Annotated in this window: 19 protein-coding genes and 1 pseudogene; 11 read left to right on the top strand and 9 right to left on the bottom strand. The window is 63.1% G+C overall.

Annotated elements, in window-relative coordinates; translation table 11 throughout:
- A pseudogene (locus tag AQ12_RS23155) lies at positions 1–558 on the bottom strand (hypothetical protein); the annotation flags it as partial.
- A gap of 140 nt (positions 559–698) precedes the next feature.
- Between AQ12_RS23155 and AQ12_RS12120 the strand changes: the two are divergent.
- A complete protein-coding gene (locus tag AQ12_RS12120; protein WP_048440184.1) occupies positions 699–884 on the top strand; it encodes a hypothetical protein in 186 nt (61 codons plus the stop codon).
- Positions 885–931: 47 nt separating this feature from the next.
- Here the strand turns inward: AQ12_RS12120 and AQ12_RS12115 are convergent, their stop codons facing one another.
- Both AQ12_RS12115 and xdhC read right to left on the bottom strand, forming a co-directional pair.
- The gene (locus AQ12_RS12115; protein ID WP_048440183.1) at positions 932–2,128 is read right to left on the bottom strand and encodes a urate hydroxylase PuuD; all 1,197 of its coding nucleotides are present in this window, start codon (positions 2,126–2,128) and stop codon (positions 932–934) included.
- A gap of 18 nt (positions 2,129–2,146) precedes the next feature.
- Positions 2,147–2,950 (bottom strand): xanthine dehydrogenase accessory protein XdhC, encoded by an 804-nt coding sequence (xdhC, locus tag AQ12_RS12110; RefSeq protein ID WP_048440186.1) that lies wholly within the window; start codon positions 2,948–2,950, stop codon positions 2,147–2,149.
- A gap of 143 nt (positions 2,951–3,093) precedes the next feature.
- Between xdhC and AQ12_RS12105 the strand changes: the two genes are divergently transcribed.
- Complete coding sequence (locus tag AQ12_RS12105; RefSeq protein ID WP_048440182.1) at positions 3,094–3,630, top strand: hypothetical protein; 537 nt, start codon at positions 3,094–3,096, stop codon at positions 3,628–3,630.
- A gap of 140 nt (positions 3,631–3,770) precedes the next feature.
- Here the strand turns inward: AQ12_RS12105 and uraH are convergent, their stop codons facing one another.
- A complete protein-coding gene (gene uraH, locus AQ12_RS12100) occupies positions 3,771–4,124 on the bottom strand; it encodes a hydroxyisourate hydrolase (RefSeq protein ID WP_048440181.1) in 354 nt (117 codons plus the stop codon).
- Positions 4,125–4,191: 67 nt separating this feature from the next.
- Between uraH and AQ12_RS12095 the strand changes: the two genes are divergently transcribed.
- The 4 genes from AQ12_RS12095 to AQ12_RS12080 are packed head-to-tail and all read left to right on the top strand — an operon-like array spanning position 4,192 to position 8,837.
- Positions 4,192–4,860, top strand: a complete 669-nt coding sequence (locus AQ12_RS12095) for a GntR family transcriptional regulator (RefSeq protein WP_048440180.1) — start codon at positions 4,192–4,194, stop codon at positions 4,858–4,860.
- An 11-nt stretch (positions 4,861–4,871) separates the two neighbouring features.
- The gene (puuE, locus tag AQ12_RS12090; RefSeq protein ID WP_048440179.1) at positions 4,872–5,813 is read left to right on the top strand and encodes an allantoinase PuuE; all 942 of its coding nucleotides are present in this window, start codon (positions 4,872–4,874) and stop codon (positions 5,811–5,813) included.
- Positions 5,810–7,597, top strand: coding sequence for a 2-oxo-4-hydroxy-4-carboxy-5-ureidoimidazoline decarboxylase (gene uraD / locus AQ12_RS12085; RefSeq protein ID WP_048440178.1), 1,788 nt, complete (start codon positions 5,810–5,812; stop codon positions 7,595–7,597). The genes puuE and uraD overlap by 4 nt, the downstream gene beginning before the upstream one ends.
- Positions 7,598–7,601: 4 nt before the next feature.
- Positions 7,602–8,837 (top strand): ArgE/DapE family deacylase, encoded by a 1,236-nt coding sequence (locus AQ12_RS12080; protein WP_048440177.1) that lies wholly within the window; start codon positions 7,602–7,604, stop codon positions 8,835–8,837.
- A 171-nt stretch (positions 8,838–9,008) separates the two neighbouring features.
- Here AQ12_RS12080 and AQ12_RS12075 read toward each other — a convergent pair whose 3' ends face one another.
- On the bottom strand, positions 9,009–9,275 hold the full coding sequence (locus AQ12_RS12075; RefSeq protein WP_048440176.1) for a GlsB/YeaQ/YmgE family stress response membrane protein: 267 nt from the start codon (positions 9,273–9,275) through the stop codon (positions 9,009–9,011).
- 334 nt (positions 9,276–9,609) lie between these two features.
- On the opposite strand from AQ12_RS12075, the gene AQ12_RS12070 reads away from it, so the two are divergent.
- From AQ12_RS12070 to AQ12_RS12050, 5 genes are all read left to right on the top strand, one after another.
- Positions 9,610–10,641, top strand: a complete 1,032-nt coding sequence (locus AQ12_RS12070) for an ABC transporter substrate-binding protein (protein ID WP_048440175.1) — start codon at positions 9,610–9,612, stop codon at positions 10,639–10,641.
- Positions 10,638–11,459, top strand: a complete 822-nt coding sequence (locus tag AQ12_RS12065) for an ABC transporter ATP-binding protein (protein WP_048440174.1) — start codon at positions 10,638–10,640, stop codon at positions 11,457–11,459. The genes AQ12_RS12070 and AQ12_RS12065 overlap by 4 nt, the downstream gene beginning before the upstream one ends.
- Positions 11,456–12,226, top strand: coding sequence for an ABC transporter permease (locus AQ12_RS12060; protein ID WP_048440173.1), 771 nt, complete (start codon positions 11,456–11,458; stop codon positions 12,224–12,226). Before AQ12_RS12065 ends, AQ12_RS12060 begins: the two co-directional genes overlap by 4 nt.
- Positions 12,227–12,229: 3 nt before the next feature.
- Entirely contained in the window at positions 12,230–13,060 is an 831-nt protein-coding gene (locus tag AQ12_RS12055; RefSeq protein ID WP_048440172.1) for an urease accessory protein UreD, read from the top strand.
- Between the two features lie 186 nt (positions 13,061–13,246).
- Positions 13,247–13,717: a hypothetical protein gene (locus AQ12_RS12050; RefSeq protein WP_048440171.1), complete on the top strand. Its 471-nt coding sequence runs from the start codon at positions 13,247–13,249 to the stop codon at positions 13,715–13,717.
- A 453-nt stretch (positions 13,718–14,170) separates the two neighbouring features.
- Here AQ12_RS12050 and urtE read toward each other — a convergent pair whose 3' ends face one another.
- From urtE to urtB, 4 genes are all read right to left on the bottom strand, one after another.
- Complete coding sequence (urtE, locus tag AQ12_RS12045; RefSeq protein WP_048440170.1) at positions 14,171–14,863, bottom strand: urea ABC transporter ATP-binding subunit UrtE; 693 nt, start codon at positions 14,861–14,863, stop codon at positions 14,171–14,173.
- Between the two features lie 120 nt (positions 14,864–14,983).
- Complete coding sequence (gene urtD / locus AQ12_RS12040; protein WP_048440169.1) at positions 14,984–15,859, bottom strand: urea ABC transporter ATP-binding protein UrtD; 876 nt, start codon at positions 15,857–15,859, stop codon at positions 14,984–14,986.
- The gene (urtC, locus tag AQ12_RS12035) at positions 15,856–16,986 is read right to left on the bottom strand and encodes an urea ABC transporter permease subunit UrtC (RefSeq protein ID WP_048440168.1); all 1,131 of its coding nucleotides are present in this window, start codon (positions 16,984–16,986) and stop codon (positions 15,856–15,858) included. The genes urtD and urtC overlap by 4 nt, the downstream gene beginning before the upstream one ends.
- The gene (gene urtB, locus AQ12_RS12030) at positions 16,983–18,554 is read right to left on the bottom strand and encodes an urea ABC transporter permease subunit UrtB (protein WP_048440167.1); all 1,572 of its coding nucleotides are present in this window, start codon (positions 18,552–18,554) and stop codon (positions 16,983–16,985) included. The genes urtC and urtB overlap by 4 nt, the downstream gene beginning before the upstream one ends.
- Positions 18,555–18,624: the final 70 nt, after the last annotated feature.

The raw sequence follows: 18,624 nt of genomic DNA, 5'->3' as shown, positions 1-18,624 counted from the left end.
AGTCGGAGTCGGAGTCGGAGTCGGAGTCGGAGTCGGAGTCGGAGTCGGAGCCGGTGTCGGAGCCGGTGTCGATGCAGGCGTCGGGGCCGGCGTTGGTGCTGGCGTTGGTGCTGGCGTTGGTGCTGGCGTCGCTGCTGGCGTCGGAGCCGGCGTCGGAGCGGGTGTGGACTCGGGCGCGAGCGCCTTGCCCTCCATGCGATCGACCAGCAGCTTCCTGACGGCGGTCAGGTCGAGCACCGAGTCATTGATCCCCTTGCGCACGCCCTCGCGCACTTCTTCCGACGAGAGGCGGTCACCGAAATGGGCCTCCAGCGCCGCGTTGATCCGGGGCAATGCGAACTTCCTGTATTCGGGCGTGCCAGCACCCAGCGCATCGCCGATCGATGCGTGAATTTTCTTCTGGAGAACTTCAATGCGCGGGTCCCAGCGATCCTTGATCACGGATTCGTCATAGGCCCGGAAGTCCTTGGTTTGCCGCGCGAGCTTGTCGATCGCGGCCTGGAGCGAGGCCTTGTCAGTCGTGCCCGGTGGCTTGGACGGCGGCTTGCCGTGGGACATGCGGCTTCCTTGTTGGTTGGCTCCCCGCACTCTAACGCGTTGGCTGATCGCGGTCAGATTCCAATTGTTTAAACAGATGCATAGAATCCGCGCTGCATTCCAACTCCAAGAGCAGTTGCCCTCACGCAGTTGCAGTACGCATGAAGAACCTTCTCACCCTGTCCCTCACGCTGTCCCTGGCCACCGCCTTGCTGGCGGCCTGCGCCTCCGAACCCATGACTTCCGCCGAAGCCGACAACCGCGCGGCCTGCCGCCGGACCGACGCTCCGACCGGCAGCAACCTTGTGCGCAAGGCCGAGTGCGCGCCTGAAGCCAAGAAGAACTGACCACTCCCTAATTGGGGTCAGATTCCAATTTCTGATTCCAGTTTCTTTCAGGGCACAGTGGCGCCTGACTGGAACCACTGGCCGACGAGCGCTCGTTCGGCATCGGTCATGCCGGTCGCATTGTTCATCGGCATCACCTTCGTGACGACAGCCTGCTGGTAGATCGCGGCGGCGTGCTGCCGTGCCGCTTCGGGTGAATCCAGCCGCAGGTTCTTCATCTGCACCTGCGCGCCGTGGCACATGTAGCAGCGCTGCTCCAGCACCTTTTGCACCTGGGCATAACCGGCAACCGGGGCTGGCGCTGCGGCAGGGGCAGCCTGCGGCTTGAGCCAGGCGATGACGCCCGCGATCACCACCACGCCCACCAGGGCGTAAGGCAGCGGATTGGCATTGCGGCCCAGCTTGTAGCCGTGCCGCATCACGAAGAACTGGCGAATCGCGGCGCCGCCAAACATCATCAGGATCAGCACGATCCAGTTTTGCGCGTGGCTCCACAAAAAACTGTAGTGGTTGCTCAGCATCGCAAAGATCACCGGCAGCGTGAAGTAGGTGTTGTGCACGCTGCGCTGCTTGCCGCGCTTGCCGTGAATCGCATCGACCGGCTCGCCCGCCTTGATGGATGCAATCACTTTCTTCTGCCCGGGGATGATCCAGAAAAACACGTTGGCGCTCATCGCGGTCGCGATCATGGCGCCCACCAGCAAAAAGGCCGCCCGCCCGGCAAACCAGTGGCACGCCAGCCAGGACGCAACGCACACCAGCAGCAGGACCAGCGCACCCACGATCCTGTCGCCGTTCTCGCGCTGGCCGAAGATCCGGCAGATCGCGTCGTAGAGCACCCAGAACACCACCAGGAAGGCGAGCGCCGCCGCGATCGCGGTGGCCGGCGTCCAGTCCATCAGGCTCTTGTCGATCAGGTAGGTTCCGGCATTCCAAAGATAGGACAAGGTGAACAGCGCAAAGCCAGTCAGCCAGGTCGTGTAGCTTTCCCAATAGAACCAGTGCAGCTTGTCCGGCAGCGCCGGCGGGCTCACTGCAAACTTGACCGGGTGGTAGAAGCCCCCGCCATGCACGGCCCACAGTTCTCCGCTGACGCCCTGCTTTTTCAGGTCTTCGTCCTGCGGCGGAGTCAGGCTGGAATCGAGGAACACGAAATAGAACGACGAGCCGACCCAGGCGATGGCGGTGATGACATGCGCCCATCGCAGCAGCAGGTTGGCCCATTCAAGCAGGTAGGTTTCCATGCGTTCCTTGTTATCTGGTCATGCGAGGCGATCGCGCGCAAGCTGCAGGATTTGTGCCGCAACGCTCGCGGCAATGATCTCAGGCTCCTTGCCAACGATACCGGGGATGCCGATGGGGCAGGTGATGCGATCAAGTTCGGCTGCAGTGAACCCGCGTTCTTGCAGCCGATGCCGGAACGTCGCCCACTTCGTCCTGCTGCCGATCAGGCCGACGTAGGCAAGATCGTCCTTGTCGCGCAACCGCGCAAGGCACGCCGCGACGATGTCCAGGTCCTCGGCATGGCTGAAGCTCATGATGAGGACCCGCGATTGCGCAGCGAGATCGCGCACCGCCGCCTGCACCGGATCGGAGTGTTCGCAGGTCACCCCAGCCGGCACCTTCGCAGGAAAGATCTCGTCTCGACTGTCGATCCAGCGGATGTCGAACGGCAGCAGCGACAGCGCATCCACGATGGCCCGGCCGACATGGCCGCCGCCGAACAGGGCAACGGGAAGGCGTCGTGCCGCCAGCCTTGACTGCACGCTCTCCAGGTCACTTTCGCGGACAAATTCATAAGCCAGGCTGACCACGCCGCCGCAACATTGACCGAGCGCGGGGCCCAGCGACAAGGACTGCTCGGGCTCGACCGGCTCGCCAGCCAGCATCTGGCGCGCCCGCACCATCGCCTGCAGTTCGAGATGGCCTCCGCCTATGGTTCCGCTCGCGTGGTCGGCAAACACCAGCATCCATGCCCCGCGCTCCCTCGGCACAGAGCCGCGCGTGGACGTCACCGTCACGAGCACTGCGTCTGCGCTGTTCAAGCCGGATGTGACAACATTCATGAAAAGGCCTGCGACGCCCGCGAGCATTGGAAAAAATCGTATCGATCGGGTAAGCAAGCTCGACAAAGTTTGATACTGTCGCGTCCAATCCAACTCAGCTTTAGCGAGCGCGCGGATAAAAGCGCACCACCGGAGACAGCCAGATGAGACTCCCTACCCCCTTGCGTTACCTGCCGCATGCCGTGGCCGCAGGACTTGTGCTGCTGGCCGGCTGCGCATCGACGCCGCTGCCGCCCCGGCCGGTCGTTGAAATCAAGCCGCAACCCACCGCCACCGCGCCCACTTCGCAGGGACAGCCCGCCGAGCAGATGACCGCCCTCAACACGCACCGCTCCAACCCTTCCCTGGCACCCACGCCCCGCGCCTACCGCGCCGACGCCGCCACCCATCTTTACGGACTGAACAAGGAGCGGATCTACAAGGGCCGGCTGCCGCCGCTGCTCTACGCCATCGGCGTCTTGCAGGTCGAGGTGGACCGCAACGGCCAGGTCAGGGATATCAGCTGGATGCGCGCGCCCAAGCACGCGCCGGAAGTCATCGCCGAGATCGAACGCACCGTCCGCGCCGCAGCGCCGTTTCCCGTTCCTGCCCGCATGGGCAAGGTGGTCTATACCGATACCTGGCTCTGGCACAAGAGCGGGCGGTTCCAGCTGGACACGCTGACCGAGGGTCAGGACTGAGCCTCTGGCTGTCATCCCGGGCGCACCGGCTGTCATCCCGGGCGCAAAGGCTGTCATCCCGGGCTTGACCCGGGATCCATGACTCCTGGATTGCGGATCAAGTCCGCAATGACAGCCGGGGTCACGATGACAGCCGATTTTCATGAGCCCCGGTACGTCGAGTAACTCCACGGGCTCACCAGCAACGGCACGTGGTAGTGCTGCGCCGGATTCGCCACCCCGAAATCGAGCGTGACCTGGTCCAAAAAATTCGGCTCCGGCAACTGCACGCCGCGGCTGCGAAAGTAGCCGGCCACATCGAACACCAGGCGAAAGCGCCCTGCCTTCAGTTCGCCATCGCCATACAGCGGCCCGTCAGGCGTGCGGCCATCCGCGTTGAGCACCACCCGTTTCACCAGCCGTGCACCCGCAGCGTCCACCGCATGGAGTTCCACGGCCATCCCGGCGGCAGGGCAGCCGTTCATGGTGTCCAGTACATGTGTGCTCAGGCCCATGGCAAACCCTCCATATCGTGGACACAAGTGTATACAGTTTTGGCTGACCAGACTATCATCACGCCTCATGGAGTCGCCGTCCACCACCAGTTTCATCGTCCAGGCGCTGACGCGCGCCATCGTGGAGCACCGGTTGCAGCCGGGCACCAAACTGGCCGAACAGAAACTCGCCGACCACTTCGGCGTGTCTCGCACCCTTGTGCGGCAGGCGCTCTTCCAGCTCACGCAAAACCGCCTCATCCGCCTGGAACCTGCGCGCGGTGCATTTGTCGCCGCACCCACGGTGCAGGAGTCGCGCGATGTGTTTGCCACGCGTCGCATGCTCGAAGCAGAAATGACACGCGCCTTCATCCGGCAGATCACGCCCGCCCGGCTGCGCGCTTTGCGCGAACACGTCGCGCAGGAAAAAGCCGCGGTCGAGCGCAACGATGCAGAACAGCGCATCGAGCTGCTGGGCGACTTCCATGTGCGCATGGCGGAGTTGATGGGCAACGAGGTGCTGGCGCAGATCCTGCGTGACCTCGTCTCGCGCAGCTCGCTCATCTCACTCATGTACCAGCGCGACGGCGCGGCCCGGCACTCGCACCATGAGCACGTGGAGATCGTGAAGGCACTGGCTGCAAAGGACGAAGACCGCGCCGTGCGGCTGATGGACGAGCACCTGCTGCATGTCGAGCAAAGCCTGGCGTTCGACCGCAAGGTGCCCACGCACGACGTCGCGATGGCCCTGTCCTGAAAGCCTTACCCATGACCTACGACAGCACCGCCCCCTACCCCCGAGACCTCGTCGGCCATGGCCGCAATCCGCCCCATGCACGCTGGCCGGGTAATGCACGCATCGCGGTGCAGTTCGTCCTCAACTACGAGGAAGGCGGCGAGAACGCGGTGCTGCATGGCGATGCGGGCTCGGAGCAATTCCTGTCGGAGATGTTCAACCCACCGAGCTTTGCCGATCGCCATCTCACGATGGAAAGCGTCTACGAATACGGCTCTCGCGCGGGTGTGTGGCGCATCCTGCGCGAGTTTGAAACGCGCGGCCTGCCGCTGACGGTCTTTGGCGTCGGCATGGCCTTGCAGCGCCACCCCGAACTCACATCGGCGCTCCAGGAACTGGGCCATGAGATCGCATGCCACGGCTGGCGCTGGATCAGCTACCAGAATGTGGATGAAGCCACCGAGCGTGAACACATGCGCCTTGGCATGCAGGCGATCGAACAGCTGACCGACGAGCGCCCGCTGGGTTGGTACACGGGCCGCGACAGCCCCAACACAAGGCGGCTTGTCGCGGACTTCGGCGGCTTCGAATATGACAGCGATTATTACGGCGATGACCTGCCGTTCTGGATGAAGGTGCGCAAGACCGATGGCGTCGTGGTGCCCCATCTGGTCGTGCCCTACACGCTGGACGCCAACGACATGCGCTTCTCGTTGCCCCAGGGCTTCTCGCAGGCCGAAGACTTCTTCATCTACCTGCGCGACAGCTTCGACGCGCTCTATGCAGAAGGCGATTCGTCGCCCAAGATGATGAGCATCGGCATGCATTGCCGCCTGCTCGGGCGGCCCGGCCGCATCGTGGCGCTGCAGCGCTTTCTGGACCATGTGCAGAAACACGAACGCGTCTGGGTCTGCCGCCGAATCGACATCGCGCGCCACTGGAAGCGCGAACACCCTTTCAAGGAACCAGCATGAAGGTCACGCTCGACCAGATCAACAACGCAACTGCCGATCAAGCCTTGCAGCTGCTGGACGGCCTCTACGAACACTCGCCGTGGATCGCGCAGGCCGCGCTGCAGCAGCGGCCCTTCAGGTCGCTCTCGCAGCTCAAGCACGCGATGGCGCGTGTGGTGGCGCAGGCCGACGCCGGCGCGCAGCTGGCATTGATACGCGCCCACCCTGAACTGGCAGGCAAGGCGATGATCGCCAGGACCCTCACGGCCGAGTCGACCCATGAGCAGGGCAAGGCCGGGCTCACCGATTGCACGCCCGAAGAGTTCGCCGCGATCCAGAAGCTCAACGCCGACTACAACGCGAAGTTCGGATTTCCGTTCATCCTGGCCGTGCGCGGGCCGCGCGGGACCGGGCTCTCGCGCAAGGACATCATCGAGACTTTCCAGCGGCGGCTGGAGAATCCGAAAGACTTCGAGATCGCCGAGAGCCTGCGCAACATCCACCGCATTGCCGAACTGCGCCTGAACGACAAGTTCGGCGTCGAGCCTGCGCTGGGCAATCGCGTCTGGGATTGGCAGGAAGCGCTCGGTGCATTCAGCGACCCCGAATTCGCTGAAAAAGGTCAACTCACCGTCACCTATCTCACCGATGCGCATCGCAGCGCAGCAGCGTTGATCGCCAGCGAAATGAAGGCGTGCGGCTTCGATGAAGTCGACATCGATGCCGTCGGCAACGTGGTGGGCCGCTATCACGGCGCGGGAAGCAAAGCGCTGCTCACCGGCTCGCACTACGACACGGTGCGAAATGGCGGCAAGTACGACGGGCGCCTGGGCATCTTCACGCCGATGGCCTGCGTGCGCGAGCTGGCGCAGCAAGGCAGGCGCCTGCCGTTCGGCATCGAGGTGGTCGCCTTCTCCGAAGAAGAGGGCCAGCGCTACAAGGCGACATTCCTGGGCTCGGGCGCGCTGCTCGGCCAGTTCAACTCCGCGTGGCTCGACCAGAAAGACGCTGACGGCGTCACCATGCGCGAAGCGATGCAGCACGCGGGGCTTGCTGCAACGATGGAAGCCATCGCGGCCCTGCAGCGCGACCCCAAAAAATACATTGGCTTTGTCGAAGTGCATATCGAGCAGGGGCCGGTGCTCAATGAGCTCGACCTGCCGCTGGGCATCGTCACTTCGATCAACGGCGGCGTTCGCTACCAGTGCGAAGTCACCGGCATGGCCAGCCACGCGGGCACGACGCCGATGGACCGGCGACGCGATGCCGCGGTGGCGGTTGCCGAACTCGCGCTCTTCATCGAAAAGCGCGCGTCGCAAGACGGCGATTCGGTCGGCACGATCGGCATGTTGCAAGTGCCGGGCGGCTCGATCAACGTGGTTCCCGGGCGGTGCCTTTTCAGCCTGGACCTGCGCGCGCCCAACAACGCACAACGCGACGCGCTGGTGAGCGACGTGCTCGCCGAGCTGGCCGCGATCTGCAAACGCCGAGGCGTGGGCTACACCACCGAGCTGACGATGAAGGCTTCGGCCGCACCGAGCGATGCCCAATGGCAATCGCGATGGGAGCGCGCCGTCGATGCGCTGGGCGTGCCGCTGTACCGAATGACCAGCGGCGCTGGACACGACGCCATGAAGCTGCACGAAATCATGCCGCAGGCGATGCTGTTTGTGCGCGGCCAGAACGCCGGCATCAGCCACAACCCGCTGGAGAGCAGCACCAGCGACGACATGCAACTCGCAGTCGAGGCATTCCAGAACCTGCTGGACCAACTCGCAACAGAAAACGAATCGAAAGCGAAGTGAAGGCATGACCGATTACGACAGGCTCGACGCGTGGATCGACGCGCATTTCGACGAGGAAGTTCGCTTTCTCCAGGAACTCGTTCGCGTGCCCACCGATACGCCGCCCGGCAACAACGCGCCACACGCTGAACGCACAGCCGAGCTGCTCCATGCGTTCGGATTCGATGCGGTGAAGCACGCGGTACCGCAAGCCGAAGTGCAAGCGCAAGGCATGGAGTCGATCACCAACCTGATCGTGCGCCGCCGATATGGAGATGGCGAGGGGACTGGCCCCACGGTGGCATTGAACGCACACGGCGACGTCGTGCCGCCCGGCGAAGGCTGGACCCACGACCCCTATGGCGGCGAGATCGAAGACGGCAAGATTTACGGCCGTGCCACCGCCGTGAGCAAGGGCGATTTTGCGAGCTTCACCTTTGCCGTGCGAGCGCTCGAATCACTGCAGGCGGCACTGAAGGGCTCGGTCGAACTGCACTTCACCTACGACGAGGAATTCGGCGGCGAACTTGGCCCCGGATGGCTGCTGCGCCACGGCCTCACAAAGCCCGACCTGATGATCGCTGCAGGCTTCAGCTATGAAGTGGTCACCGCGCACAACGGCTGCCTGCAACTGGAGGTGACGGTACACGGCAAGATGGCGCACGCCGCGATTCCGCAGAGCGGCGTCGACGCGCTGCAAGGGGCAGTGCGCATCCTGAACGCGCTGTATGCAGAGAACACGCGCTACCGGTCCATCACCTCGCAGGTCGAAGGCATCAGCCATCCGTACCTGAATGTCGGCCGCATCGAAGGCGGCACGAACACCAACGTCGTACCGGGCAAGGTCGTGTTCAAACTCGATCGGCGGATGATTCCCGAAGAAGACCCGGTTGAGGTTGAGGCTGCGATCCGGCGCGTCATCGAACAAGCCGCTGCGCAATCTCCGGGGATCACGGTCGATGTCAGGCGGATGCTGCTGGCGCGCGCCATGAAGCCATTGCCCGGCAACAAGCCGTTGGTGGAGGCGATTCAGAAACACGGGCAAGCGGTTTTCGGCGAAGCCATCCCCGCGATGGGCACGCCGCTTTACACCGATGTTCGGCTGTATGCCGAAGCGGGGATACCGGGCGTGATCTACGGTTCGGGGCCGCGCACCGTGCTGGAGTCCCATGCCAAACGCGCTGATGAGCGGCTGGAGCTGGAAGATTTGCGGCGGGCGACTAAAGTGATCGCCAGGACGCTGCTGGATCTGTTGTCATAAGGCTGTCATGCCGGACTTGATCCGGCATCCACCGCGAAGCGGCGACTGCGCTTGATCCACGATGGATTGCGGGTCTAGCCCGCAATGACAGCCCAAACAAAAAAAGCGCGGCCCAAGCCGCGCTCAATAGGCCAGGCTGCGAGAGCCTGACGCCTGAAGAATTTTGTGCGTTTAGCGGACGCGACCGCGGCGGAACAGGTTCACGATGGCAAGCAGGATGACTGCGCCGACCAGCGAGACGAGAACCGAAGCAATGCTGAAGCCGTCATTGATCGTGCCGGCTCCCACCAGCGGGGAGATCAGCCAGCCGCCGATGAAGGCGCCGACGATACCCACGACCACGTTCAACAGGATGCCCTGCTGACCATCAGTCTTCATGACCAGGCTGGCAAGCCAACCCACGATACCACCCACGATTAGCCAGAGAATGAAACCCATTTGAGACTCCTTTTGCCGCGTACGGCGTGTTGTTGCTAGCGTTCGGCCCTCTCGGTTCCGACCCCTGCCGCCTGAGCGCGGCTGGTGAAATGAAATATCGCCCTGCCTGAAGCTCGTCCGCGTAGTCGGCGGCATCCGCTCACCGTCCGGTCTTGGCGCGTGGCGGCGTGGGACGCGCCCTACTTTCAAACAGGCGCTTCGGGGGTAAATCCGCAGGAACCGCGGCTGCCGCCGCCGCGAGAATAGGGGTCTGCCTGCTCTACAGCGGCACCCTTCTTGCTACGAAGCTTCCATGAAGAATTCCCCAGTCGAATCCACCATTTCCGGAGTCCCCATGAAGAGACGGCCCCTCATCCAGACCGCCGCAGCCATCGCGCTTGCCTGCACCTTTGGCCTCGCGCAAGCCCAGGTCACGCCCATCAAGTTCCAGCTCGACTGGCGCTTCGAAGGCCCGGCCGCCCTGTTTCTGACCCCCGCTGCCAAGGGCTACTTCAAGGACGCCAAGCTCGATGTGACCGTGGACGCGGGCAACGGCTCGGGCGGCGCGGTGACCCGCGTGGCGTCGGGCACCTACGACATCGGCTTCGCCGACCTGGCCGCGCTGATGGAGTTCCATGCGAACAACCCGGATGCGCCCAACAAGCCGGTCGCGATCATGATGGTCTACAACAACACGCCTGCCTCGGTGATGGCGCTGAAGAAGTCGGGCATCAGGAAGCCGTCGGACCTCAATGGCAAGAAGCTGGGTGCTCCGGTCTTTGACGCAGGCCGCCGCGCCTTCCCGATCTTCCAGAAGGCCAATGGCATCAGCAGCGTGACCTGGACAGCGATGGACCCGCCGCTGCGTGAAACCATGCTGGCTCGCGGCGACGTCGATGCCATCACCGGTTTCACCTTCACCTCGCTGCTCAACCTGGAAGCACGCGGCGTCAAGGCTGAAGACGTCGTCGTGATCCCTTATGCCGACAACGGCGTCAAGCTGTACGGCAACGTCATCATCGCCACGCCGAAAATCATCAAGGAAAACCCGGCTGCGGTTCGTGCATTCCTTTCGGCGTTCACGCGCGGCGTGAAGGAAGTGATCGCCAAGCCCGAAGCGGCGATCGAGGACGTCAAGGCGCGCGACGGCATCATCAACAGCGCGCTCGAAACGCGCCGCCTCAAGCTCGCCATCGACACGGTCATCAACAGCCCCGACGCACGTGCCGAAGGCTTCGGCCAGATCAACCCCGGCCGCCTGTCGCTGATGGCGTCGCAGGTGTCCGATGCCTTCAACACCAAGACGCGCGTCAATGCCGACGCGGTGTGGAACGGCTCGTTCCTGCCTTCCAAGGCTGAACTCAACGCCGTGCTGCCAAAGAAATGACGACGGGCGGCGGCAATTTCGTTGATTTCCAGGACGTCTGGCTCGCCTATAACGACGAGCTGGAAGCGGTCGGGCAATACGCGGTCGAAGCGATCGACCTGAAGGTGCGGCAGGGCGAGTTCATCGCCATCGTCGGGCCTTCGGGCTGCGGCAAGTCCACCTTCATGAAACTCGCGACCGGCCTTCGCATGCCGACCAGGGGCCGCATCCTGATCGACGGCGCCCCGGTGACAGGCCCTTTAAAAATCTCGGGCATGGCGTTCCAGGCGCCCTCGCTGCTGCCCTGGCGGACCACGGTGGACAACGTGCTGCTGCCGCTTGAAATCGTCGAGCCCTATCGCAGCAACTTCAAGCAAAAGCGCGCTGAATACGTCGAGCGCGCGCGCAAGCTGCTGCAAAAGGTGGGCCTGGCCGGCTATGAAGACAAGTTTCCGTGGCAGCTGTCGGGCGGCATGCAACAGCGCGCGAGCATTTGCCGCGCACTCATCCATGAACCCAAGATGCTGCTGCTCGACGAGCCCTTCGGCGCGCTCGATGCGTTCACCCGCGAGGAGCTGTGGTGCATCTTGCGCGACCTGTGGACCGAGCAGCGCTTCAACGTCATTTTGGTCACGCACGACCTGCGCGAGTCGGTGTTTCTGGCCGACACGGTGTACGTGATGAGCAAGAGCCCCGGCCGGTTCATGGTGCGGCAAGAAATCGAGTTGCCGCGTCCGCGCGACCTGGAGCTCACCTACACCAAGGAATTCACCGACATCGTGCACGACCTGCGCACGCACATCGGCGCTTTCCGCCAAACCGCGGCGCAACCATCATGAAGCTGACCCGCAACATGGAGCGCTGGTCGCCCGTCATCGTGCTGCTCGCGGCACTCGTGCTCTGGCAAGTGATCGTGACGGGCTTTGGCATTGCCGAATACATCTTTCCCAGCCCCTGGCAGATCGCCCAGCAATTCGTGGAATTCAAGGCTCCGCTCTTCGAGGCCGCCTGGAAAACCTTCTGGGTCACGATGCTGGGTTTTGGCATCTCGATCGTCGTGGGTGTGATGCTCGGCTTTTTGATCGGCAGTTCGCGCCTGGCCTACACAGCGCTCTATCCGCTGATGGTGGGTTTCAATGCCGTGCCCAAGGCGGCCATCGTGCCCATCCTGGTGGTCTGGTTCGGCATCGGCCTGGGCCCCGGCATCCTCACCGCATTCCTGATTTCGTTTTTTCCGATCACGGTCAACATCGCCACCGGCCTTGCGACGCTGGAGCCTGAGCTGGAGGACGTACTGCGGGTGCTGGGCGCGCGCCGCTGGGATGTGCTGATCAAGGTGGGGCTGCCGCGTTCGCTGCCGTACTTCTACGCCTCGCTCAAGGTCGCCATCACGCTGGCCTTCGTGGGGACGGTGCTGGCCGAGATGACGGCCGGCGATTCGGGCATCGGCTACCTGATGCAATCGGCCAGCAGCCAGCAACGCATGCCGCTCGCATTCGCCGGGCTCGTCCTTATCAGTGCGATGGCAATGGCGATGTACGAGCTGTTCAGCTACATCGAAAAGCACACGACCGGCTGGGCGCATCGCGGCTCGCAAGGGCACTGAGCAATGGCGTGGCATGCGCGCCTTGCGCTGCGGCTGGGCATGGAGGCCGGCCGCTGCACGCCGCGCTACGAGCACGACGGACCGCTTCGCATCCTGCAGACGCTCTACCCCGAGGGCGACGCCATCTCGCACAACGTGCTGGTGCATCCGCCCAGCGGCCTGGTCGGCGGCGACACGCTTGAAGTAGCCATTCACGGCGCGGCCGGCACGCACGGCCTGGTCACCACGCCCGGTGCCACGCGGTTCTATCGCAGCGAGGGCGAGGTCGCCATACAGCGCACGAGCATTGCACTGGAGCCCGGTGCGCGCTTTGAGTGGCTGCCGCTCGAAGCCATCTGCTACAGCGGCTGCATCGCCGAAAACCGGCTTTCGCTGCAACTGGCTCCGGGCGCCGAGGTCATCGGCTGGGACATCACCGCGCTCGGATTGCCTGAGGCAAAACAGCCGTTCGAGCGCGGCAGCCTGCTGCAGCATCTGGAATTGAAAGGCGCGTGGCTGGAGCGGGGCCGGATCCGGGCTGACGACGCCAAGTTGATGGACGGGCCGCTGGGGATGGCCGGGCATCGGTGCATCGCCACGCTGTTTTATGCCTGCGGCAGCGACATTGCGCGTGCCCGGCGTGACCTGGCGCTGGAGCTCGCGCGCGAATTGGTTGCGCCCCATGAGCTGGCGCAAACGGCTGGCGCCACTGCCTGCGGGCCGCAAGTCGTCGTGGTGCGCGTGCTGGCGCCGCTGGTGGAACCTGCGATGGCCTTGCTCAAGGCGATCCGCGCCGCCTGGCGTCCGGCGCTTTGGAACTTGCCACCTACCTTGCCGCGCACCTGGGCGCTTTGATTGCTACTTTGTAGCTCTTGAGCCAGCTCTTGCACGGTCGCCAAGCTCGACCGTGGCGCGATGTCCTACTTCGTGTACGGCAACACGCCGTAGTCAAGGCGGTCTCTCATCCGGCATCGCTGCCTTGTGACCATCCATAGACTGCAGTCATTCCATCAGATTTCATTCATTCAAGGAGTTTCGATCATGACTGCACGTGACCCCCGCCTTTCTCGCAAGAGCATGGTCTCTTTCGGCCTGGCAGCACTGCTGGCCGTGACCGCCGCTACTGCCCAGGTTGCCACCGGTACCACCGGCATCGATGCCACCGGCAGCTTCCAGTCTGAATTGCAGGCCTGCATGACCGGCCGCACCCAGCAAGACCAGGAAACCTGCCTGAAGGAAGCCCGCAACGCACGCGCCGACAAGCAGCGCGGCGTGCTGGACAATTCCGGCGCCCAGTTTCAATCCAACGCTGCAGCACGCTGCGACGTTCTGACCGGTGAAGAGAAAGCCGCTTGCCAGGCCCGCGTGGTCGGCTACGGCAGCACCTCCGGCAGCGTTGCCGGCGGCGGCGTGATTCGCGAAGTCGAGACCGTGGTCCTGCCTGCGGGCACCGGCCCTGTCGTGATCGAGCCCAAGACCGCTGACCCGGTCATCCTGGTTCCATCCAAGTAAATATCAATACGCTGTCACGGGAGACAGAGCGGGTCCTTCGGGACCCGCTTTTGTTTTGGGGCGTGATGTGTGTGTGCACAAAAGAAAGCGCCCCGATCATGGACCGGGGCGCCTGGGCTGGTGACGCCGCAATGCGGCGTGTGATTGCGTCAAAGCACGCCAAAGAACATGAGCGCGAGGACAGCAATCAGTGGAACGCCGAGAAGCCAGAGAATGAAAGGCATTTGAATCTCCCAGTGGTGAGTTGATGATTCAAAGATAACGGGCACGCGGTGCGCCGTGTGCACTCGGAGTTCCTCAAAACCGGTAGGCAAGTGCCTACGATTCCAATCAGGCTGTCAGTGCGGACTTGATCCGCAATCCATCCTGAACCCGTGTCATTGCGGACTTGACCCGCAGTCCATCCTGAACCCGTGTCATTGCGGACTTGATCCGCAATCCATGTCTTCGGACTCAGATCGCGACCAGCTGCCGCACGCCTTGCGCTTCCATGTCCTTGCCCAGGCCGCGGGCGATGAATTCGCCGCGCTCCATCACCAGGTAATCATCCGCGAGCTCTTGCGCAAAGTCGTAGTACTGCTCCACCAGCAAGATCGCCATGTCGCCCCGATCGGCCAGCATACGAATGACCCGTCCGATGTCCTTGATGATGCTCGGCTGTATGCCTTCGGTCGGCTCGTCCAGGATCATCAGCTTGGGTTTGGCCGCGAGCGCCCGCGCAATCGCCAACTGCTGCTGTTGCCCGCCCGACAGGTCGCCGCCCCTTCGGTTGATCATCTGCTTGAGCACCGGGAACAGTTCGAACAATTCAGACGGAATGGGCGTGCCGGCGCTCTTGTACGCCAGGCCCATGCGCAGGTTTTCTTCAACCGTGAGCCGCGCAAAGATCTCGCGGCCCTGGGGCACGAAGCCGATGCCGGCACGCGCGCGCTGGTAAGGCGTGGCGGCCTGTATCGGCTTGCCTTCGAATTCGATGGTGCCGGTTCGGATCGGGACCAGGCCCATCAGCGACTTGAGCAAGGTCGTTTTGCCCACGCCGTTGCGCCCCAGCAAAACCGTGACACGGCCGACGTGTGCTTCCAGGCTCACATCGCGAAGGATGTGCGAGCCGCCGTAGTACTGGTTGATGTTTTTGACGTTCAGCATGTTTCACCTCTGTCATGCCGGACTTGATCCGGCATCCACCGCGAAGCGGCGACTGCGCCGGCACAAAGATGGATTGCGGGTCGAGCCCGCAATGACAGCCTGGCACCCAACAATGACAGCCTAGCGCCCAAGATAAACCTCGATCACGCGCTCATCGTTTTGCACCTGCTCCAGCGTGCCTTGCGCCAGCACCGAACCCTCGGACAACACCGTCACGATTTCCGAAATCACCTTGATGAAACTCATGTCGTGCTCGACCACCATCAATGAATGCTTGCCCTTGAGCGTGAGAAACAGCTCGGCTGTGCGCGCCGTCTCTTCATCAGTCATGCCGGCCACCGGCTCATCGAGCAGCAGCAGCTTGGGGTCCTGCATGAGCAGCATGCCGATCTCCAGCCATTGCTTCTGGCCGTGACTCAGGTTGCCGGCCTGGCGCGTGACGCTACCCGCCAGGTGAATCGTGTGCAGCACTTCCGCGAGCCGGTCGCTGTGGCCGGAATCGAGGCGAAAGAACATCGATGACTTCACGCCCTTGTCGGTCTTGAGCGCGAGCTCCAGGTTCTCGAACACGGTGAGTTGCTCGAACACCGTCGGCTTCTGGAACTTGCGGCCGATGCCCATCTGCGCGATCTGCGGCTCGGTGTAGCGCAAGAGATCAATCGTGCTGCCGAAGAACACCGTGCCCGAATCGGGCCGGGTCTTGCCGGTGATGATGTCCATCATCGTCGTCTTGCCCGCGCCATTGGGGCCGATGATGCAGCGCAACTCGCCAGGTGCGATGTCCAGCGACAGGTTGTTGATGGCTTTGAAGCCATCAAAACTCACCGTGACATCTTCCAGGTACAGGATGCGGCCATGCGTGACATCGACTTCGCCGGATGTGACCAGGTGCGAGAAGCCCGCAGCGCGCCCGCCCGATTCGGTCTTGCCGCGCAGCACTTTTTCTTGCCGCGCCTTCAGGCGTTGTTCGCCTTGCTCCAGCAGGTCGGGCGTCATTTGATACGGCTCCTGATCTGCTTGACCAGCCCCACGACACCGTTGGGCAGGAACAGCGTGACAGCAATGAAAAGCGCCCCGAGAAAGTACAACCAGTACTCCGGCGCTGTGACCGTGAGCCAGCTCTTGGCCAGGTTGACGATGAAGGCGCCAACGATAGGGCCGATGAGCGTGGCGCGTCCACCGACTGCTGCCCAGATCGCGATCTCGATCGAGTTGGCCGGGCTCATCTCGCTCGGGTTGATGATGCCGACCTGCGGCACATACAGCGCACCCGCCACACCGCACATCACGGCTGAGAGCGTCCAGATGGTGAGCTTGTAGCCGATGGGGTTGTAGCCGGAGAACATGACGCGTGTTTCGGCATCGCGGATGGCCTGCAACACTCGGCCGAACTTGCTGGCGATCAACCACTTGCCGAACAGGTAGAAGCCCAGGAGCGTGAGACCCGTGATCACGAAAAGCGTCATGCGCATCGAGGGCGTTGCAATCGCGATGCCGACGATGCGCTTGAAGTCGGTAAAACCGTTGTTGCCGCCGAAGCCCGTTTCGTTGCGAAAGAACAGCAGCATCGCTGCGAAGGTCATGGCCTGGGTGATGATCGAAAAATACACGCCCTTGATGCGCGAGCGGAAAGCGAAGTAACCGAAGACGAACGCGACGATGCCCGGCACAACGACGATCAGCACCAGCGTGGCAAGAAAGCTGTCGCTGAAGGTCCAGTGCCAGGGCAGCGACTTCCAGTCCAGGAACACCATGAAGTCGGGCAGGTCGCTCTTGTAGTTGCCGTCGCGCCCGATCTGGCGCATGAGGTACATGCCCATCGCATAGCCGCCCAGCGCAAAGAACAGGCCGTGGCCCAGCGACAGGATGCCGGTGTAGCCCCAGATCAGGTCCATCGCGAGCGCGCAGATGGCATAGCACATGATCTTGCCGATGAGCGCGACCGCGTAGTCGCTCATGTGGAAGAAGCTGCCTTGTGGAACGACGAGGTTCAGCAGGGGTGCAACCGCGCAGACGACGATGAGCGCGATGATGAATGCGGTCCAGCCTTTGGGCGTGAGCACCCTCCCCCGCTGGGGGAGGGCCGGGGTGGGGGCCTGCGGTGTACCGATCACAGCGCTCATGCCTCCGCACTCCGCCCCTTCATCGCGAAGATGCCTTGCGGGCGCTTCTGGATGAAGATGATGATGAGAACCAGCACCGCGATCTTGGCGAGCACCGCGCCGGCCCAGCCTTCGATGAATTTGTTGAGCACGCCCAGGCCGAGCGCGGCATACACCGTGCCCGCGAGCTGCCCCACGCCGCCAAGCACAACCACCATGAACGCATCCACGATGTAGCCCTGCCCCAAGTCCGGCCCCACATTGCCGACCTGGCTGAGCGCGCAGCCTGCAAGCCCCGCGATGCCCGAGCCGAGCGCGAACGCATAGGTGTCGATGCGCGCCGTGTTCACGCCCATGCAAGACGCAATCGGCCGGTTCTGCGTGACGCCGCGAACGAACAGGCCCAGCCTTGTCTTGCCGATCAGAAACGCCATGCCGCCCAGCACCGCAAAAGCAAACACGATGATCAATATGCGGTTCCAGGGCAGTTGCAGATTGCCCATCACCACGACGCCGCCACTCATCCAGCTCGGGTTTTCAACGCCGACGTTTTGCGCGCCGAAGATGCTGCGCACCAGCTGTTGCAGCATCAGGCTGATGCCCCAGGTCGCCAGCAGGGTTTCGAGCGGGCGTCCATACAGAAAGCGGATCACGCTGCGCTCCAGCGCCGCGCCCATCAGGGCAGCCGCTGCAAACGAAACCGGAATCGCGGCGATGAGATACCAGTCGAACGCGCCCGGCAGGTATTTCTGGAAGATGCCTTGCACCACATAGGTTGCATACGCGCCGATCATCATCAGCTCGCCATGCGCCATGTTGATGACGCCCATCAGGCCGTAGGTGATCGCAAGACCCAATGCGACGAGCAAGAGGATGGAGCCCAGGCTGATGCCCGAGAAAATCGCGCCGAGCTTGTCGCCCCAGGCGAGCGATGATTCCACCGTGCGCAGCGTGGCTTGCAGCGTGGACTTCACGTCTGCTTCGGACTCGATCCTGATGCGCTCGATGAGCAGGGTCTTGGTGTTGGGGTTGTTGCTTTGGCCGAGCAGCCTGGCCGCTTCCAGGCGCTTGGTTTTGTCAGCGCTGTTGAGCAGCACCGAGGCGCGAACCATCGCGAGCTGCTCTTTCAAGGCGGCGCTGGTCTCGGAGGCAATCGCTTTCTCGATGATCGGAAGTCGCGAATCGTCGGTCTCGTTGCGCAGCGTCTTGATGGCTTCGGCTCGTTGCTTCTCGTCTTTGGAGAACAGTCGCAGCGACGCCATCGCGTTGTCGAGTTCGCTGCGCATGCGGTTGTTGTTGATGACGTCTTCAGCGTCTGCGGGCAGTGCGATTTCTGCGCCGGTTGCGGGGTCCGAAGCTTTGTCGTTCTTCACGACGAAAGCCTTGCCACCGGCGACCTTGACCTCGTCGTCGATCAGGGCCTGGATGAATGCGGCCGTCTTGTCGTCAGCGGCGGCGAGCGCTTTGTTCAATGCCTCGATCCGCGCGTCGGTTTCACCGGACGCCATGGCATTCGCCTGCGCCGGAGTCAGGGCGTGGGCGCTGGCGGAGAAAACGAGAATGAAGAGGAAGAGAGCGCGAATGAACATGAGGAACCTGGTAACTGACTTGCCCCCTCTCCCCTCGGGGAGAGGGCGGGGGTGAGGGAACGGCCGTCGC

Source organism: Caenimonas sp. SL110, from assembly GCF_001044395.1.
GTDB lineage: Bacteria > Pseudomonadota > Gammaproteobacteria > Burkholderiales > Burkholderiaceae_C > Ramlibacter.
This window is presented reverse-complemented; position numbering and strand designations above follow the sequence as displayed.

Coding starts and splice junctions, on each gene's coding strand:
- AQ12_RS12120 (WP_048440184.1), top strand. CDS start 699: ATGAAGAACCTTCTCACCCTGTCCCTCACGCTGTCCCTGGCCACCGCC.
- AQ12_RS12115 (WP_048440183.1), bottom strand. CDS start 2,128: ATGGAAACCTACCTGCTTGAATGGGCCAACCTGCTGCTGCGATGGGCG.
- xdhC (WP_048440186.1), bottom strand. CDS start 2,950: ATGAATGTTGTCACATCCGGCTTGAACAGCGCAGACGCAGTGCTCGTG.
- AQ12_RS12105 (WP_048440182.1), top strand. CDS start 3,094: ATGAGACTCCCTACCCCCTTGCGTTACCTGCCGCATGCCGTGGCCGCA.
- uraH (WP_048440181.1), bottom strand. CDS start 4,124: ATGGGCCTGAGCACACATGTACTGGACACCATGAACGGCTGCCCTGCC.
- AQ12_RS12095 (WP_048440180.1), top strand. CDS start 4,192: ATGGAGTCGCCGTCCACCACCAGTTTCATCGTCCAGGCGCTGACGCGC.
- puuE (WP_048440179.1), top strand. CDS start 4,872: ATGACCTACGACAGCACCGCCCCCTACCCCCGAGACCTCGTCGGCCAT.
- uraD (WP_048440178.1), top strand. CDS start 5,810: ATGAAGGTCACGCTCGACCAGATCAACAACGCAACTGCCGATCAAGCC.
- AQ12_RS12080 (WP_048440177.1), top strand. CDS start 7,602: ATGACCGATTACGACAGGCTCGACGCGTGGATCGACGCGCATTTCGAC.
- AQ12_RS12075 (WP_048440176.1), bottom strand. CDS start 9,275: ATGGGTTTCATTCTCTGGCTAATCGTGGGTGGTATCGTGGGTTGGCTT.
- AQ12_RS12070 (WP_048440175.1), top strand. CDS start 9,610: ATGAAGAGACGGCCCCTCATCCAGACCGCCGCAGCCATCGCGCTTGCC.
- AQ12_RS12065 (WP_048440174.1), top strand. CDS start 10,638: ATGACGACGGGCGGCGGCAATTTCGTTGATTTCCAGGACGTCTGGCTC.
- AQ12_RS12060 (WP_048440173.1), top strand. CDS start 11,456: ATGAAGCTGACCCGCAACATGGAGCGCTGGTCGCCCGTCATCGTGCTG.
- AQ12_RS12055 (WP_048440172.1), top strand. CDS start 12,230: ATGGCGTGGCATGCGCGCCTTGCGCTGCGGCTGGGCATGGAGGCCGGC.
- AQ12_RS12050 (WP_048440171.1), top strand. CDS start 13,247: ATGACTGCACGTGACCCCCGCCTTTCTCGCAAGAGCATGGTCTCTTTC.
- urtE (WP_048440170.1), bottom strand. CDS start 14,863: ATGCTGAACGTCAAAAACATCAACCAGTACTACGGCGGCTCGCACATC.
- urtD (WP_048440169.1), bottom strand. CDS start 15,859: ATGACGCCCGACCTGCTGGAGCAAGGCGAACAACGCCTGAAGGCGCGG.
- urtC (WP_048440168.1), bottom strand. CDS start 16,986: ATGAGCGCTGTGATCGGTACACCGCAGGCCCCCACCCCGGCCCTCCCC.
- urtB (WP_048440167.1), bottom strand. CDS start 18,554: ATGTTCATTCGCGCTCTCTTCCTCTTCATTCTCGTTTTCTCCGCCAGC.